The organism is Ruminiclostridium cellobioparum subsp. termitidis CT1112, from assembly GCF_000350485.1.
GTDB classification, from domain to species: Bacteria; Bacillota; Clostridia; order Acetivibrionales; family DSM-1351; genus Ruminiclostridium; species Ruminiclostridium termitidis.
This window is the reverse complement of record NZ_AORV01000021.1, coordinates 1-17,431: the sequence shown is the minus strand read 5'-3', so window position 1 is coordinate 17,431 and position 17,431 is coordinate 1. Positions and strand designations below refer to the sequence as shown.

The window sequence follows — 17,431 nt, the reverse complement described above, 5'->3', positions numbered from 1 at the left end:
CGGTATGAAATTTAATTGTTCTTCCAGCTTTAAAGTATAATCCGGATTTGATACAATTTTATAAAAGGATATTGGGGAGGAATAATGGGAGTAAGAAAGGCCACAATCGAGGATGCCGGTGCAATGAGCCTTATACATTCGCAGACCTGGAAAAAAGCATATGTTGATTTCATATCGGCAGAATATCTGAAAAACATTTCTGACGAAGGTTGGATTCCGCTGTTCTCAAGGGCATTAAGAGAAAATATACACCAGGCTGCAGTTTATGAAACAGATAAAAGAATTACCGGTACAATAACTTTCGGTAAGGCTCGAAAAGACTCGTCTTGGGAAACCATGCAGTATACCGGTCAGATTCATCCTGACGAAGGTGAAATCATTTCACTCTATGTGCTTCCGAATTACTGGTCCACAAAACAGGGCTATGAATTAATGAAATTTGCTGTTGAAGCATTAAAGAGCCAAGGCTTTAAAAGTTGTTTCCTCTGGGTAATCAAAAATAATGCGAGAGCCGTAAATTTTTACATGCGTTTTGGTTTTAAAAGCAAAGGCCAATTAATGAACGTCATGCTGGCAGGGTTACCTGTGACCGAGGAAAAGTACGAATTGATATTTTAAATAAATGGTTTTCGGTTTATTTATGTTATTGTTTAACAGTTATTTTTCTTTAAAAAAAGGTTTTTTATGTTATAATATTCACTGTATTTAAAAAACTATATAAGCCGCACTTGAACTTGGAGGAGTTAAATTGAGCAAAAGGGTAACCACGCAGGTATCTGCCGGAGAAATAGCCCAGCAGTATAAATATATTGAAATACTCAGGGATTACAATCAGAAAAGGGTCTCTGACGCAGGAAAGCCGGTTAAATATAATATAGAAACCTTTGGCTGTCAGATGAATGAAAATGACTCTGAACGCCTTTCAGGCATGCTTTCTGAAATGGGATATTCCGAAAGTGCCAAAAGGGCCGAAAGCGATCTTATAATCTTCAACACCTGCTGTGTCAGGGAAAACGCTGAACAAAAGGTGTATGGACATCTGGGAGCATTGAAAAAACTTAAGGAAAACAATCCTGAGCTGGTAATAGCAATTTGCGGGTGTATGATGCAGCAGCCCGAAGTAGTTGAACATATAAAGAAAGTCTATAGACATGTGGATATAGTATTTGGCACACACAACCTGTACAAGTTTCCCGAATTGCTGAATACCGCCGTTGAGAGCAGACAGACCGTAATTGATGTATGGGATTCGACGGGATCTATTGCAGAGAACATGCCGATAACACGTAAGGACAACCTTAAGGCCTGGGTTACTGTCATGTACGGCTGCAATAATTTCTGCTCCTACTGTATAGTGCCTTACGTAAGGGGCAGAGAGCGCAGCAGAAGCATGGAAGATATAAAAAATGAAGTTGTCCGGCTCGCCATGGAAGGCTGCAAGGAAATTACTCTGCTCGGACAGAATGTAAACTCCTACGGAAAGGATCTGGAGGGCGGATACACCTTCGCCGGCCTGCTCAGAGAGCTGAACACCGTTGACGGCATTGAGAGGATACGCTTTATGACCTCACATCCCAAGGATCTGTCGGATGAGCTGATATATGCCATGAGAGACTGTGAAAAGGTCTGCGAGCATTTGCATTTACCGGTCCAGGCCGGCAGCACAAGAATACTTGACGAAATGAACCGGAGGTATACAAAGGAACAGTACCTGGAACTGGTTGAAAAAATAAAGACTCACATTCCGGGTATTGCTTTATCTACTGATATTATAGTAGGTTTTCCGGGAGAGACAGAGGAGGATTTTTCCGAAACCCTTGACATTGTTGCAAAAGCCAGGTTTGATATGGCCTATACCTTCCTTTATTCCAAGAGGACCGGAACACCTGCCGCAAAGAATCCCGACCAGGTTTCAGAAGAAGTTAAAAAGGAGAGATTTGACAGGCTGCTGGCACTGCAAAACTCCATAAGCAGAGAAATAAACGATGAATTACTGGGAAAGGAAGCAGAGGTCCTGGTGGAAGGGCTCAGTAAAAGCAGCAAAACCACCTATACCGGAAGAACCAGAGAAAATAAAATCGTCAATTTCAAAGGAAGCCCTGAACTGACAGGCAAGCTTGTCAAGATAAAGATTGACACCATACAGACCTGGTCGCTGCTGGGAAAGCTGATATGATCACCAAACTCCTATAAACCGGATAAAATGGATAGAAATAAAACAATAAAAACGGGTTGAACAATGACAGAAAGTATAACTAAAAAGTTGAAAATATAAATTGATAGGCCGGGCTGAAAAGTATTGATATATGTTACTTGATATACCGGCCGGAAGGAGATAAATATGGATATTACAGAAAAGGCCAGAGAACTGGGTTTAATGCTGGCAAATTCAAAGGAAATGGAATTATATAATAACACAGAGGCAGCAATGCAGTCCGACACTAAGTCAACGACACTTATGAACGAATATAAGCAGCTTCAGATAGAGATGGTTAGGAAAACCAGGGAAAATGCAGGGTCCGAAGTTATTGAAGAGGCAAAACAAAAGCTTCTTGCAAAACAGAAAGAAATTAACGAATATCCCACAACCTTTGAATTTCTTTCGGCAAAAGCAAATCTGGAAGCTTTGATGAAAAAAGTCAATGATATCATCGTTTTCTCAATAACAGGTGAGCCAACCTGTTCGGATGACAAGTGCAAGACCTGCGGCGGTGGCTGCAAGGGCTAAACACGAAGAAAACAGGGTACTAGCAGCCTGTCAAAAAGCCACAAACGGCTTTTTGCAAGCCAGTGCTTTTGTGGTGCATACATCGTAAGTTACAAAAGGAATTACCGGAGGTTTGTATGGGAACAGTTACTCCAATGATGCAGCAGTATTTAAGTATAAAAGAACAATATAAGGACTGTATTTTATTTTTCAGACTTGGAGACTTCTACGAGATGTTTTTCAGCGATGCCGAAATTGCCTCAAAGGAGCTTGAAATAACACTTACAGGTAAGGATTGCGGTTTGGAGGAGCGTGCGCCCATGTGCGGCGTTCCTTTTCATGCTGCTGACGGTTACGTAGCACGGCTGGTATCAAAGGGCTTCAAGGTTGCAATCTGTGAACAGGTTGAAGACCCGGCCCTGGCAAAGGGTATAGTAAAAAGGGATGTTGTCAGGGTTGTAACTCCCGGTACCGTAACAGACATATCAATGCTGGATGACAGAAAGAACAACTATCTGATGTCGGTATGCAGGAACGGCAACTTTTATGGCCTGGCGGCTGTTGATATAACTACGGGTGATTTTTACGCCACCAGGATAACCTGGGGAAATACAAGGGGAAAGCTTCTGGACGAAATAGCAAAGTTCATGCCCTCGGAGCTGGTTGTGAACAGTGAATTCAACGAGGACAGGGAATTGCTGTCCCAGCTGAACCTGCGCTTTAACATATACATATCGGCTTACGACAACTGCAGCTTTGAATACGGTAATGCAAAAGAGACGCTCAAGGAACATTTTCAAAATCTTAATCTGGACTTGTCGGAATATGACATCTCAATAAACGCCTCGGGAGCACTCCTGAAGTATCTTGATATGACTCAGAAGGTAAACCTCAGCCATATTCAGAATTTTAATTCATATAGTATCGAAGAGTTTATGATCCTGGATGCTGCCACCCGGCGCAATCTCGAACTGACCGAGACCATGAGGGAAAAGTCAAAGCGGGGCTCCCTGCTTTGGGTTCTGGACAAGACCATGACCTCAATGGGAGGCAGGCTTTTGAGAAAATGGATAGAGCAGCCCCTGGTCAACCTGGGAGATATCCAGCAAAGACTTGACTCTGTAAACGAATTCAAAAACAGATTCATGGCTCGAATGGAAATAAGGGAAATGCTGCGCCGGGTTTATGATATAGAACGCCTGATGGGCAAGGTTGTTCTGGGAAGTGTAAACTGCCGTGATCTGATTGCCCTGAAAAACTCGGTGGGCCAGATACCTTACATAAAAAATACATTAACTGATTTTGAGGCCCAACACAACAGATTTTGCTATGAACAGCTGGACACCCTTGAGGATGTGTGCCGGCTCATAGAAACTGCCATAATAGACGACCCTCCGGTAACAGTAAAGGAGGGCGGCATAATAAAGACCGGTTATAACCCCGAGGTGGACAAGCTCAGACAGGCATCGACCCAGGGCAAGGACTGGATCGCAGCCCTGGAAGCGGCCGAGAAGGAAAAAACGGGTATAAAGAACCTCAAAGTCGGGTTTAACAGGGTTTTCGGCTATTATATAGAAATCACAAAATCCAATTTTTCACTTGTACCTGAGGACTATATCAGGAAACAGACTCTGGCAAACTGTGAAAGATACATAACTCCTGAACTCAAGGAAATAGAAGATAACATACTCGGTGCCGAAGAAAAGATAATCCAGCTGGAATACGGTTTATTTATTGAAGTCAAGGAAGCAATAGCTGCGCAGCTTACAAGGATCAAGAACACTTCCAGGGCGCTGTCCGAGCTGGACGCCCTGGCATCGCTGGCTGAGGTTGCGGACAGGGAGGGCTATTGCATGCCTGAAGTTACCGCCACCGACGAGATACATATTGTGGACGGCAGGCATCCTGTTGTTGAAAAAATGATAGACAAGAGCAGCTTCGTGCCGAATGACACCTTGCTTGACATGGACGAGGACAGACTGGCAGTGATAACTGGCCCCAACATGGCAGGTAAGTCCACCTATATGAGACAGACGGCTCTTATTGTGCTTATGGCACAAATAGGCAGCTTTGTCCCGGCCACGTCAGCCAGAATAGGACTTGTGGACAGGATATTTACAAGAGTGGGAGCTTCCGATGACCTGGCTTCGGGACAGAGTACCTTTATGGTAGAAATGTCGGAGGTGGCAAATATTCTGATGAATGCCACACAGCGAAGCCTTCTGATTCTGGATGAAATAGGCAGGGGGACAAGCACTTTCGACGGTCTCAGCATAGCCTGGGCTGTGATAGAATACATAGTTAACAAGGAAAATCTGGGCTGCAGAACACTTTTTGCAACCCATTATCATGAACTGACCGAGCTGGAAGGAAAGCTCACCGGAATAAAGAATTATTGCATTACAGTCAAGGAAAAAGGCGAGGATGTCATATTCCTGCGCAAAATCATCAGGGGAGGGGCCGACGGCAGCTACGGCATACAGGTTGCAAGACTTGCGGGCGTACCTCTGCCTGTAATAGACCGGGCCAAGGAAATCCTTCTGGAGCTGGATGATGCCGATATCAGTAAAAACGGGAAGGCACGCAGGGTAAAGAAGCAGGTCGAGGGACAGCTGGACCTTTTTGAAGCTGCGGCAAAAGCGTCAGCCCACAATGAGATCCTTGAGGATATAAAGAAAATTGATATATCAAGGCTGACGCCCATAAATGCCATGAATATTCTATATGAACTTCAGCGCAAGATGAAGGATTAAAGGAGGTACTATGGGACACATAATTGTACTGGACGAAAATACATCAAATAAAATAGCAGCCGGAGAAGTGGTGGAAAAACCTGCTTCTGTTGTTAAGGAGCTGGTAGAAAACTCTATTGATGCCGGTGCAACCAGTATCTCAGTGGATATAAAAAACGGAGGTATTTCTTACATAAAGGTGACCGATAACGGCAGCGGCATGGACGAAGATGATGTGGAAATCGCTTTTGAACGTCATGCCACCAGCAAAATAAAAAGGGCTGAAGATCTGGATTCCATCAGCACAATGGGATTCCGGGGAGAAGCTCTTGCCAGCATAGCCGCTGTTTCCTCTGTGGAGCTTCAGACAAGAGCAGCCGGAAATACATATGGAATGTATGTCCATATCAGCGGCGGTACACTCAGGGAGGTCAGACAAACCGGGTGTCCCGTGGGTACCACCTTTATTATCAGAGATTTGTTTTACAATACCCCTGCCAGATACAAATTCCTAAAAAAAGATTCAACCGAAGCAGGGTATATTTCAGACACAATTTCAAGAATTGCGCTGGGAAACCCCGAAATATCCTTTAAGTTAACCAGCGGAAAAGCCCTGCTGCTGCACACTCCGGGAAATAATGACGTAAAGAGCGCTATTTACAGTATTTACGGTAAAGAAATCATTAAAGAACTTATCGAGGTGGGTTACCAGGACGAAAAATACAAAATAACCGGGTATATCGGAAAACCCGAGGCTGCAAGGGCAAACCGAAATTATCAGTCACTGTATATAAACAGGAGATACGTAAAGAGCAAAATGGTGTCTTATGCGGTTGAACAGGCATACACCAGTATTTTAATGAAAAACAAATTTCCGTTTTTTGTGTTGAATATTGAGCTTAACCCGCTGCTGGTGGATGCCAATGTTTCACCTGCCAAGACCGAAGTGCGCTTTGCCGAGGAAAGCTATCTCTCCCGGGCCATTTATATGGCGGTTTCAAAAGCCTTAAGTTCGGATACGCTGTTCAATCCCGTAACGGTTCCAACCAAAGACAGGGAAATATTCAAGTTTAAAGGTGCAGACCCCAAGCCGGATTATGTTCAGGAGGAACTCCGATACAATTTTGAACAAAAGGCACCGGAAGGTATACAGGTTCAGGAGAGCAAAAGTCTGAACGCAGAAACGGACAGCCCGTCAAATTCCATTAGTGTCAGAATACCAGAGCAGCCGGCTGATAAAAAAGACATAACAGCGGCCCTCAACATCAGTACCAGAATCTCGGAGGAACAGGAAATAAGGAGCTTCACTGAGGCTCTGAAACCGCTGGCCAGAACCGATATTTCATCAAGCGGCCGGTTCCCCGCCGATCTCTTGCCGCAAGAGCAGGGCGTCCCGGATAATTATATCCCTGTAGACGTTGATATTCCTGCCATAAGAGAAGAAACTATCCCTGAAATACAAAATGCCGGTCAGACCGCTTCAGAAGAAATTCCAAAAAAGAAAAGTCCCGAGCTGGACCTTACTGCCATGAAATATATAGGACAGGCTTTTTCAACCTATATCATACTGCAAAACGGTGAAGAGCTTGTACTTGTGGATCAGCATGCGGCTCACGAACGGATAATTTATGAAAAGCTTAAAATTAAATATGAGGAGCAGGTGAATACCACTCAGCTGCTCCTGGAACCTGCAGTAATTCAGTTTCAACCACTGGAACTCAATGAAATCAGGGGTAGGCAGGAAATGCTCAACAAAATCGGATTTGTTTTTGAGGATTTTGGAAACAATTCAATTATAATAAGGGGCATTCCGTATCTATTGGAAGGCTGTTCACCCAAAGATGTTTTTCTGGAATTGGCCGATAAAATATTTTCATCGCTTAAGCCTGTAGCTACGCCTCTTGCGGATGAGATCATCCACACAATAGCCTGCAAGGCTGCCATTAAAGCCAACAGGAAGCTTAATGACAGTGAGGTAACCCGTTTGCTGGAGGAGCTTGCCTCGGCCGGCTCCAGATATACATGTCCTCATGGAAGGCCCACTGTAATAAGACTTACAAAGTATGAAATAGAAAAGATGTTTAAAAGGATCGTTTAGAATGAAATGTTGAAAGGATAACCAATGAAGGAAGTAATAGTAATAGCGGGCCCCACTGCTTCCGGGAAAACCAGTCTGTCAATTGAGCTTGCAAAACTTTTGAACGGAGAAATTATTTCAGCAGACTCCATGCAGGTTTATAAATATATGGATATTGGAACAGCCAAACCCTCGGCGGAAGAAATGCAGGGTATCAGGCATTACCTCATAGATGAGCTTTTGCCCAATGAAGAATTCAATGTTGTAAAATTCAAGGAAGCGGCTGAAAAATATATCGAAGAAATCCTTGAAAAGGGTAAACAGCCCATAATTGCAGGAGGCACCGGCCTTTATATAAGTTCTTTGATAAATAATATAAATTTCAGTGAAACCGTGAGCGATTGGGAGCTTCGCAAACAATTGGAAAGGGAAGCGGAGGAACATGGGCCGGTTCACATACACGACAAGCTGAAGCTCGTGGATCCGGCATCGGCTGCAAGCATACATCCCAATAATGTCAAGCGTGTCATACGGGCCCTGGAGGTATACTATCAGACTCAAAAACCCATCAGCTATCACAATGAAAAGTCCAGAGAAATACCTCCGAAGTATAAGTTCATTTTATTGGGACTTACGATGGAGCGTGAAAAATTATATGACAGAATCAACAAAAGAGTTGATAGCATGCTTGAAAATGGTTTGATTGATGAAGTGGAAAGGCTTGTTGAACTTGGGTATGCGGATTCCATCACCTCCATGCAGGGAATCGGTTACAAGGAAATATTATCCTATCTCAGGAATGAGATCACACTTGAGGAAGCAGTTGAAACTGTCAAAAGAGAATCAAGAAGATATGCCAAGAGGCAAATTACCTGGTTTAAGCGGGTCAAAGAAATTAAATGGTTTAGTATAGATAATTCTGGAAATACTAATAATATGATTGAAGCTGTTATAACCTATATAAGAAGCCATTGTGCATAGCTTCCGGCTATAGTAGTACTATATTCTTATTGCATGTGCTGGTATAATCTAGTAGAATAAAACTATACTTATGTCTTCAATGTTGCAGCAATTGATTTTGGGGGCAGAAAGAGTTCGATTCATAAGAAATTTTGAATCGGCCTAAGAAACTATATATATAAAACAAAGGAGAGGATTTACTTTGGTAAAGAATACTATCAACTTGCAGGACATTTTTTTAAACCAGGTCAGAAAAGAACATATAGCGGTGACTATATACCTGACTAATGGATTTCAATTAAAGGGAATGGTTAAGGGTTTTGACAATTTTACTGTTGTTCTTGACAGTGATGGGAAACAGCAGCTTGTTTATAAACATGCAATCTCAACAATAAGTCCCATGAAAGTAGTAAACCTGATTTTTAATGATCAGTTGAAGGAATAAGCCAGATCTACATAGTTTTATTACTATATATCTGAAATGGAATACAAATAATTTATGTTAGATAAAAAACTCCGATTATTTTATAATAATGGGAGTTTTTGTTGTGCGTTTTATAATTAATTTATATTATATAAAATTATATAAAGAAAAATGGGTGAAAATTTTTGTTTCACCCATTTTTTATATGTGTTCGGGAAATTATAATATCTTCAGTGTTACATCCTTCTGAAAACACCTATTACCTTACCGATAATAGAAACATTGTCCTTCACTATGATAGGTTCCATTCTGCTGTTCTCGGGCTGTAAACGGATATGATCCTTCTCTTTGAAAAAAGTCTTGCAGGTAGCTTCATCTTCAAGTAAAGCAACAACTATATCACCATTATTGGCAGTTGACTGCTGCCGGACTAAAACAAAATCCTTGTCGAGTATTCCTGCTTCAATCATACTGTCCCCTTGAATCCGCAGCATAAAGGCAGTACTGTTTTGAACAAAATCCACCGGAAGAGGGAAGGTATCTGTGATGTTTTCCACGGCTAAAATAGGCTGTCCTGCCGCAACCTTGCCGACCACGGGAACTTCAACCATCTCCCGTGAAGTATAATAGCCTTCCTTCTGAGGATTTGCGGCTGCTTTTTGGGATTTATCTGAATTATTTAAAATTTTAATAGCTCTCGGTTTAGTGGGATCCTTCTGAAGTACGCCGTTGTCGGTAAGTTTTTGAAGATAGGCGTGCACAGTAGAGGTAGACTTAAAACCAACTGCAGCACAAATCTCTCTGACTGACGGGGGATATCCGTTCTCGTATACACATTTATTAACATAGTCAAGAATTTCCTGCTGCTTTGTAGAGTTCTTCTTAGCCATAAAAACCTCCTAAATTATGTAGATTTCAAGGTTAGTATAGCATATAAATTTCCAAAAAGCAAACTAATGTTCGAAAATTTTTAAAACATATTGACAACAGGAACAAATGTTCGGTATTATATATGTAAAGAACAAATGTTCGGGAGGTTTGTCATGAATAAAAAGAGATACGTTTTAAAGAATAGAATGAGATTCTTTGGTTTTTTATTTTTTGTTTTCCTTATAACCTTCATAGCAGTTTATACAGCCAGTGTTTCAGGTTATACCGAGCCGGTCTACCAGACTCTTACAGTCAAATCCGGTGATACTCTGTGGTCCATTGCGCAGCAACATAAGGATGACGACTGTGACATCAGGGAATACATATATAATGTCAAGAAAATAAACAATATGGATTCCAGTACGTTGATTGCAGATACATCCATATTAATTCCGTCTGAGGAATAATATTTTAATTTCCGACATAATCATATGATTTACTCCATGGATTTGACAATTGCATATTGCGGTAGTATCATAGATGCTGTATTTATCAAGGTCTACTTAACTGCTCTGGAGGTTTTGATTCATGTCGGCAAATTATTTGACTACAAGCTTTATTATATGTCTTTTGTTGTATATTGCAGGATCACTCTCTTCATTGGCAACATACTTTAAGCCTAAAATATCAAATTTTTTGTCAAATATATTTTCACTGGCAGCCGGAAGTTTATTAAGTATCTCCATGATACATAAATTATTTACTGCCGATACTCATGTTATTTCATTTAATATAGATAACAATATTCCTTTTATCAACTTTAATTTCAAAATAGATAACCTGGCCGCATTTTTTCTTTTGCTGATTGGAATTGTTACATCAATAGTTTCAATATATTCTTTTTCATATATGAAGCGATTCTTTACCATTAAAAATGTCGGTGTTTTCGGTGTCTTTTATAATCTTTTTATTTTGTCAATGGTCATGTTGGCAGCAAGTAACAATATTCTGTTATTCCTTGTGTTCTGGGAATTAATGTCACTGCTTTCATATTTCCTGGTAATATACGAGCATGAAAGGGATGAGGTTCAAAAAGCCGGTAAAACGTACATAATAATGACTTATACAGGTACCGCATTCATAACGGCCGCATTTCTGTTAATAGTTTATTTTACCGGAAGCTTTGAGTTTTCAGCAGTTACTTCATCTTTGATTCCAAAAACTTATTCCAATCTGATATATATTTTCCTGCTCTTAGGGTTTGGTACAAAGGCGGGTATTATTCCAATGCACATCTGGCTTCCGTATGCATATACCGAAGCACCAAGCAATGTGGCTGCCATAATGTCGGCAGTTATGAAAAAGATGTCCATATATGGTTTACTGAGAATAGTATTTTTCATTTTACACGAAAATGCCATGTGGTGGGGAGTACTGACCTTGATAATCGGCACAGTCTCAGCAGTGTTCGGAATTGCATATTCCGTAGCCTCTACAACAAATATAAAGAGACTGCTTTCTTATTCCAGCATTGAAAATATGGGTATTATTTTCTGTGGTATTGGTATCATGCTCATAGCCAGAGCCTCAGGAAATTCCTTTTTACTGTCTCTCTCCCTGACTGCCGTACTGTTGCATACCTTAAATCACGCACTGTTCAAATCCCTATTGTTCATGGGTGCGGGAGCTGTCCATTACGGAACCGGTACAAGGAATATGGAGAAGCTGGGTGGATTGATTAAAAAAATGCCGCTTACAGCCGTTTTTATTTTCATAGGCTGTCTTGCTGTTTCTGCAGTTCCGCCGTTTAACGGTTTTGCAAGTGAATATATCATTTTCCAGTCAATAATAAACAGCATAATCAGCTTTGTTCCATCCGGCCAATTCCCAATGGTTATATTATTTGTTATTGTGGCTGCATTTCTTGCTATTACAGGTGCTTTAGTAGTGTTCACCTATGTCCAGCTTTTCGGTATTTCCTTTTTAGGTATGCCCAGAAGCACCGAAGCACAAAATGCAATCGAACCGGAAAAGCCGATGCTGGCTGCTCTTGCCGCAGGGGCAGTTTTATGCATAGTTCCCGGAGTGGGGCTTAAGCAGGTTATAAAATTGATAGATAATGTGTCAGTTGATCTGATTGATATTAAACTCCTGTCAACAGACTGGTCTTTATCAAAGTTTCTGCATTATCCTGTTGAAAACGGAAGCCTCAGTGTTTCCTTTAGCGGCCTTTCCATAATGCTGCTGGTATTTATCGCAGTGGTATCCCTGCTGGCGGCAGTTTTCAGGAAAAGAACCCTGGTGCAAAAATATAACACATGGGATTGCGGCTTCACAAAATTGAACCCCCGGATGCAGTATTCGGCTATCGGTTTTTCAAAATCGGTGCGTATAATTTTCAGAGGACTGTTCAAGCCTAACAGGGATTTGGTGATTACTGAAGGAGCCGGCCCTTATTTTATAAAAAAGGCAAGTTACACACTGTCTACTGAAAAAGTAATTGAAAAATATTTGTATAAACCGTTTATCCTGGCACTGATTAATTTTTCAAGAAAAGCCAGATATAAAATTCAGACCGGCAGTATACATGCATATTTAATGTATTTCTTCTGTGTTTTGATTTTAATGCTGTTGTATTACAGCTTCCTGGCAAGTTAGGACACCTGATCGGTTTTATTGTGATATATTACATATATAAAGGGTTGAGGCAATGCTAGAGTCAATTTTAAAACTGATATTACAAATATTGATAACACTTTTGATTGCACCGTTTTTTACAGGAGTTATCAGAAAAATGAAAGCCAGGGTGCAGCATAGAGTGGGTGCTTCAGTTATTCAGCCTTATTATGACTTAATAAAGCTGTTTAAGAAAGACCTTGTAGTTTCAGAAACCGCTTCCTGGATATATAATTTAGCTCCTTATGTTTACTTCATATCCTCGGTGGCGGCCATAAGCTGTTTGCCTGTAGTGCATGGCTTGACCGGTTTTTCCTTTTATACCGATTTACTGATAATCGTTTATCTTTTTGTTGCCGGCCGGATATTCATGGCCTTGGCAGGACTTGATACCGGAAGTACCTTCGGAGGAATGGGAAGCAGCAGAGAACTGCTGGTTTCGGCACTTGTGGAACCGGCCTTGTTTATTGTAATCATAACTGTCAGTGCCAGAGCTGAAGTAGCCTCTACCAATGTACCTGCAATTTATGAATTCCTTGCAGGTAATACTGAAACAGCCTTTACACCCATGAATATTTTGCTGTCTGCAAGCATGCTTATGATTTTGATTGCAGAGTCCTCCAGGATTCCGGTGGACGACCCGTCAACACACCTTGAGCTTACCATGGTCCATGAAGCCATGGTTCTGGAGTACTCGGGAAGACATCTTGCATTTATTGAAATGGGCAGTTACATAAAACAACTTGTATTTATGACTTTTATGGCGAATATTCTAATTCCGGTGGGTTTTAATGTAGGAAATATTTTCCTGGAATTTGGAATCTATCTTGTAAAAGTATTGGTTATAACAATTCTGGTTGGAGTTGTGGAATTGAATACTGTTAAATTCAGATTGTACAGCATACCCAACTTTGTTGTAATAGCCCTGGTAATATCAATACTTGGTTTTTTAACCGGATTTATTCTTAAATAGTGTAATAACCGGCTGTATTTTAGCTGTTTAAAGGAGTTTGTCCATGTATCATAACGCATTGAACCTTATGTCCATATTGATTTTGATTTCAGCGTTTGCTTTAATAGCGAACAAACGTCAGAACTCCTATATACCAACCTTCAGATTCCAGTCGGTTTTACTGGCCGGAATATCACTGCTTGTGTCGGTCAGGGAAATGATTGCTTCAAAAAAGTTTGATGAAGTTATAATAATGTTCGTTTTAATTGTGGTCTTTAAAGTAATAATAATTCCCCGGTATATGAAAAGCACTGTTGAAAAGGTTGAGTATAAGGTTGAGAAGGATTTCTTCATCAATATCCCGCTTTCAATGATAATCTGCTGCTGTTTGGTGGTTTTAAGCTGGTATGTTATTTACCATATCGAAGGAATAACTGATAATCATGCGAAAAATTATTTAATATATTCCTTTTCAGTAGTGCTGCTGGGATTGTTTTTCATGATAAGCAGGAAGAAAGCCATCGGTCAGATAATCGGTTTTCTTGTCATAGAAAACGGTATGTTCCTTGCGGCAATGCTGACAACAGAGGGAATGCCCATGATTGTCGAGCTGGGGCTTTTCTTTGACCTGCTGACAGCCTTTATAATAATGGGTATATTTGTATTCAAAATAAATAATACTTTTGAATCAATTGATATAAACAAACTCAAGAACTTAAAAGGATGAACCCTTTAGGTCAAAAGAAAACATCTTGGAGGATGAAATGAATCTGGCATTCATAGCTATCCCGGCATTAGCGGCCGGATTAGTCTGGACAAATAAAAATAAATCTATTATCCACTTAACCAACCTTGCCGGTGCGGCAGCAATGCTGCTGACATCCATACTGGCTCTTGTTGAAGTCAACAGGTCAAAAATCATAACCACCGGAGGCTTCTTTAAGGATATTTTTTATATTGATTCATTAAGTGTGTACATATTATTTATAACCACATTGGCTTTTTTTCTGGTTTCCCTTTATTCCATAAGCTACTTCGGACAGGAACTCAAAAGAAATGTTATTACTCTTAAAAAGCTTAAATTATATTACAGTCTTTCAAATGCTTTTGTGTTATCAATGATACTGGCATTGACGACACAGAATATGGGTGTCATGTGGATTGCCATCGAGGCGACTACGCTTGCTTCGGCATTTTTAGTGGGCTTTTATAATAATAAGAGAGCTATTGAGGCAGCCTGGAAGTATCTCATCATCTGCTCGGTAGGCATTGCTTTTGCATTACTGGGTATTATTTTACTCTATTATTCATCGACTGTTGAACTTGGAGGAAACAAGGTCATTGGAATGAGCTGGAACTATCTGCTCCAGCACGCTTCGGCGCTTGACCCCAGCATACTGAAAATAGCCTTCATATTTATACTGATCGGGTTTGGCACAAAAGTCGGTTTCTCACCAATGCATACCTGGCTGCCCGATGCACATAGTCAGGCGCCGTCTCCTGTTAGTTCGCTGCTGTCGGGGGTACTGCTTAACACAGCCATGTACGGTATTATCAGAGTTATGACCATAGTTAACAAAAGTCTGGACAGCAGCAGATATACCGGAAACCTGCTGCTATTGCTGGGAATTCTTTCAGTGGGTACAGCTGCAATATTTGTCCTTGTTCAGCAGGATTACAAAAGGATACTTGCGTATTCAAGTATTGAACATATGGGCATTATTGCGATTGGCCTGGGCATTTGTACGCCTGTTGGCATATTTGCGGCAATTTACCATATTTTTAACCATGCAGTGACAAAGTCCATGCTCTTCCTGGCAACAGGGAATGTATATTTAAAATATCATACTAAAAAGATATCCAGTATAAAAGGTCTTATAAAAATCATGCCTGTAACAGGTGTTGTTTTTGCTCTGGGTGCATTTGCAATCACGGGTATGCCGCCCTTCGGAATATTCATGAGCAAATTCAATACTGTGGCTGCTGCTATTTTCTCCAAAAATTATGTAATAGCAGTATTGCTCCTTGTATTTTTAGCTGCCGTCTTCGGCGGATTTACAAAACAATTGGGCAGGATGTTCCTTGGTAACAACAACAATCCGGAAATCAACAAAGGTGAGCTGGATAGGATTGGACCAGCCGTACTTATTATATTATTATGCATAACAATACTTATGGGTGTATATATTCCCGGACCTATAAAAACTCTGATGGATAACGCAACCGGTATCATTCTGGGAATGGGGGGAAAATAAAATGGTTTCCGAGGCTATATTTGAGACAATAAACAGACTGCTGAACGCATTAGTGACAGACAGCAAACTTTTGAATGAAAATGAGATCTATACCGAGGTAAGCCCTGAAAATATTAAAGCCGCCTGTCTGAATATATATACCAATATAGATTGTGTTCTCATAGATCTTTTCGGAAATGATATTTCGCCGGCAGATAATATGCAGGTATATTATACTTTTGCGGTCAGATCATCAGATACGTTGATAACTCTGTACACAAATGTTGAAAAGGCTGACATTATGCAGCTTGAATCCATTTCTAACGAAATTCCGTCTGCAGCTTTTTATGAGAGGGAAATACAGGACATGTACGGACTCCAATTTAATGCCATACCTGACAGCCGGGAGCTGGTCCACCATGGCAATTTCCCTCTGAAGGTACATCCTCTCAGAAAAGATTTTAAAGCAAATACCCGGTTGGATTTTGTAAAACGTGAGCAGGAATTCATAAGCGTACAGGGCAAAGGCGTATTTGAAGTACCTGTCGGGCCTGTGCATGCAGGAATCATTGAGCCTGGACATTTCAGGTTCAGTGTGGCGGGCGAACCCATAATAAATCTTGAGGCCAAGCTATATTATGTACACAGGGGCCTGGAAAAATTGTCTGAAAACGAAAACTATATGAAAGTATTGTTATTTGCCGAGCGTATATCCGGTGATGAAACCTATACCAACTCCCTGGCGTATTGTCAGGCAATAGAAAAATTAAGCGGGATTACCTATCTTCCTGAAAGGGCACTTTATTCAAGGGTGGTATTCGCCGAACTGGAAAGGATCTGTGCGCATCTGGGAGATATTTCAGGACTATGCGTCGACACTGCCTATATTTTTCCTGCCGGACAATTTGCGATGCTGAGACGCTGGATATTAATTTTGTGCGAGCAGCTCACAGGCAGCAGATTTTTAAGGAATTCCAACAAGCCAGGCGGATTGCGGCGTGATTTCATCCGGAGCAATGAAAAAATTATCCATGAATGCATGGACAAGCTGGAAAAAGAATTTGCAGAGACAGTAACCATTATAAAAGATAACGGAATGTTTATTGACAGGGTAGAACATACTGGAATATTAACCAATGAGATAGCAGTTGATTTAAATGTTGTGGGACCGGGGGGAAGGGCCAGCGGCATAAAAACGGATGTAAGAAAAGAATTTCCTTACGCCGCATACCGAAAACTTAAATTTAATATTCCGGAGCACTCAAATTGCGACGTCAACTGCAGAATGAATGTTAAAATAGAAGAAGTGCAGGAGTCCATATCGTTAATCAGGCAGGCCCTGGAAAAAATGCCTGAGGAGGGCACTGTTGCGGTTGAAATCAGAGAACTTAAACCTCATTCCTTTGCTTTTGGGATGACTGAAGCACCCAGAGGAGAGAATGTTCATTTTGTTATGACCGGAGAGAATAATACCATTTTACGATATAAAGTCAGAACTCCGTCTTTCTGCAACTGGCCGGCACTTTGCCATGCAGTTAAAACCAATACGTTAACAGATTTTCCGTTGATCAATAAAAGTTTCAATTTGTCTTATGCCGGCAACGACTTATAATATAGTTGAAACCAATTGGATTATTTAATAACTTTTTTGAGGGTACATGGCCAATTAATCTCCTTTATTCGCCTTATAGCGGATGAGGAGTGAAGAAGATTTGATTACTGTTTTGTGACCGCTATTGCGGCTTATGGAGGCTAATATGCATAATATATTAAAAAAGATGTTTCAGCACGGTACAGTT

Annotated in this window: 14 protein-coding genes; 13 read left to right on the top strand and 1 reads right to left on the bottom strand. The window is 40.9% G+C overall.

Annotated elements, in window-relative coordinates:
* Nucleotides 1-84: 84 nt before the first annotated feature.
* From CTER_RS04575 to hfq, 7 genes are all read left to right on the top strand, one after another.
* Nucleotides 85-618 carry a GNAT family N-acetyltransferase gene (locus CTER_RS04575; RefSeq protein ID WP_004624172.1) on the top strand — a complete coding sequence of 178 codons (534 nt, stop codon included), beginning with the start codon at nt 85-87 and terminating at the stop codon, nt 616-618.
* Nucleotides 619-748: 130 nt separating this feature from the next.
* Nucleotides 749-2,176: a tRNA (N6-isopentenyl adenosine(37)-C2)-methylthiotransferase MiaB gene (gene miaB / locus CTER_RS04570; protein WP_004624004.1), complete on the top strand. Its 1,428-nt coding sequence runs from the start codon at nt 749-751 to the stop codon at nt 2,174-2,176.
* Between the two features lie 165 nt (nt 2,177-2,341).
* Complete coding sequence (locus tag CTER_RS04565) at nt 2,342-2,728, top strand: YlbF/YmcA family competence regulator (RefSeq protein WP_004624184.1); 387 nt, start codon at nt 2,342-2,344, stop codon at nt 2,726-2,728.
* A gap of 116 nt (nt 2,729-2,844) precedes the next feature.
* Nucleotides 2,845-5,460, top strand: a complete 2,616-nt coding sequence (mutS, locus tag CTER_RS04560) for a DNA mismatch repair protein MutS (RefSeq protein WP_004624074.1) — start codon at nt 2,845-2,847, stop codon at nt 5,458-5,460.
* 10 nt (nt 5,461-5,470) lie between these two features.
* Entirely contained in the window at nt 5,471-7,537 is a 2,067-nt protein-coding gene (gene mutL / locus CTER_RS04555) for a DNA mismatch repair endonuclease MutL (protein ID WP_004623988.1), read from the top strand.
* A 24-nt stretch (nt 7,538-7,561) separates the two neighbouring features.
* Nucleotides 7,562-8,497 carry a tRNA (adenosine(37)-N6)-dimethylallyltransferase MiaA gene (gene miaA, locus CTER_RS04550; RefSeq protein WP_004624095.1) on the top strand — a complete coding sequence of 312 codons (936 nt, stop codon included), beginning with the start codon at nt 7,562-7,564 and terminating at the stop codon, nt 8,495-8,497.
* A 181-nt stretch (nt 8,498-8,678) separates the two neighbouring features.
* The gene (gene hfq, locus CTER_RS04545; protein WP_004624247.1) at nt 8,679-8,921 is read left to right on the top strand and encodes an RNA chaperone Hfq; all 243 of its coding nucleotides are present in this window, start codon (nt 8,679-8,681) and stop codon (nt 8,919-8,921) included.
* A 215-nt stretch (nt 8,922-9,136) separates the two neighbouring features.
* On the opposite strand, the gene lexA is transcribed toward hfq, so the two are convergent.
* Nucleotides 9,137-9,790: a transcriptional repressor LexA gene (lexA, locus tag CTER_RS04540; protein WP_004624087.1), complete on the bottom strand. Its 654-nt coding sequence runs from the start codon at nt 9,788-9,790 to the stop codon at nt 9,137-9,139.
* A 153-nt stretch (nt 9,791-9,943) separates the two neighbouring features.
* On the opposite strand from lexA, the gene yneA reads away from it, so the two are divergent.
* The 6 genes from yneA to CTER_RS04510 all read left to right on the top strand — a co-directional run bounded on the left by yneA (nt 9,944) and on the right by CTER_RS04510 (nt 17,244).
* Complete coding sequence (yneA, locus tag CTER_RS04535; RefSeq protein ID WP_004623994.1) at nt 9,944-10,237, top strand: cell division suppressor protein YneA; 294 nt, start codon at nt 9,944-9,946, stop codon at nt 10,235-10,237.
* Nucleotides 10,238-10,358: 121 nt separating this feature from the next.
* Entirely contained in the window at nt 10,359-12,428 is a 2,070-nt protein-coding gene (locus CTER_RS04530; protein ID WP_004624072.1) for a hydrogenase 4 subunit B, read from the top strand.
* Between the two features lie 52 nt (nt 12,429-12,480).
* The gene (locus CTER_RS04525; RefSeq protein ID WP_004624226.1) at nt 12,481-13,419 is read left to right on the top strand and encodes a respiratory chain complex I subunit 1 family protein; all 939 of its coding nucleotides are present in this window, start codon (nt 12,481-12,483) and stop codon (nt 13,417-13,419) included.
* 43 nt (nt 13,420-13,462) lie between these two features.
* Nucleotides 13,463-14,125: a hypothetical protein gene (locus CTER_RS04520; protein WP_004624241.1), complete on the top strand. Its 663-nt coding sequence runs from the start codon at nt 13,463-13,465 to the stop codon at nt 14,123-14,125.
* 37 nt (nt 14,126-14,162) lie between these two features.
* Nucleotides 14,163-15,653, top strand: a complete 1,491-nt coding sequence (locus CTER_RS04515; RefSeq protein WP_004624050.1) for a hydrogenase 4 subunit F — start codon at nt 14,163-14,165, stop codon at nt 15,651-15,653.
* A 1-nt stretch (nt 15,654) separates the two neighbouring features.
* Nucleotides 15,655-17,244: a hydrogenase large subunit gene (locus CTER_RS04510; protein ID WP_004624081.1), complete on the top strand. Its 1,590-nt coding sequence runs from the start codon at nt 15,655-15,657 to the stop codon at nt 17,242-17,244.
* Nucleotides 17,245-17,431: the final 187 nt, after the last annotated feature.

What these genes read in the sequence shown, in the direction of transcription:
- lexA (WP_004624087.1), bottom strand. Translation starts at nt 9,790, where the DNA reads ATGGCTAAGAAGAACTCTACAAAGCAGCAGGAAATTCTTGACTATGTT.
- CTER_RS04525 (WP_004624226.1), top strand. Translation starts at nt 12,481, where the DNA reads ATGCTAGAGTCAATTTTAAAACTGATATTACAAATATTGATAACACTT.
- miaA (WP_004624095.1), top strand. Translation starts at nt 7,562, where the DNA reads ATGAAGGAAGTAATAGTAATAGCGGGCCCCACTGCTTCCGGGAAAACC.
- CTER_RS04510 (WP_004624081.1), top strand. Translation starts at nt 15,655, where the DNA reads ATGGTTTCCGAGGCTATATTTGAGACAATAAACAGACTGCTGAACGCA.
- yneA (WP_004623994.1), top strand. Translation starts at nt 9,944, where the DNA reads ATGAATAAAAAGAGATACGTTTTAAAGAATAGAATGAGATTCTTTGGT.
- mutS (WP_004624074.1), top strand. Translation starts at nt 2,845, where the DNA reads ATGGGAACAGTTACTCCAATGATGCAGCAGTATTTAAGTATAAAAGAA.
- CTER_RS04565 (WP_004624184.1), top strand. Translation starts at nt 2,342, where the DNA reads ATGGATATTACAGAAAAGGCCAGAGAACTGGGTTTAATGCTGGCAAAT.
- CTER_RS04530 (WP_004624072.1), top strand. Translation starts at nt 10,359, where the DNA reads ATGTCGGCAAATTATTTGACTACAAGCTTTATTATATGTCTTTTGTTG.
- CTER_RS04515 (WP_004624050.1), top strand. Translation starts at nt 14,163, where the DNA reads ATGAATCTGGCATTCATAGCTATCCCGGCATTAGCGGCCGGATTAGTC.
- CTER_RS04575 (WP_004624172.1), top strand. Translation starts at nt 85, where the DNA reads ATGGGAGTAAGAAAGGCCACAATCGAGGATGCCGGTGCAATGAGCCTT.
- CTER_RS04520 (WP_004624241.1), top strand. Translation starts at nt 13,463, where the DNA reads ATGTATCATAACGCATTGAACCTTATGTCCATATTGATTTTGATTTCA.
- mutL (WP_004623988.1), top strand. Translation starts at nt 5,471, where the DNA reads ATGGGACACATAATTGTACTGGACGAAAATACATCAAATAAAATAGCA.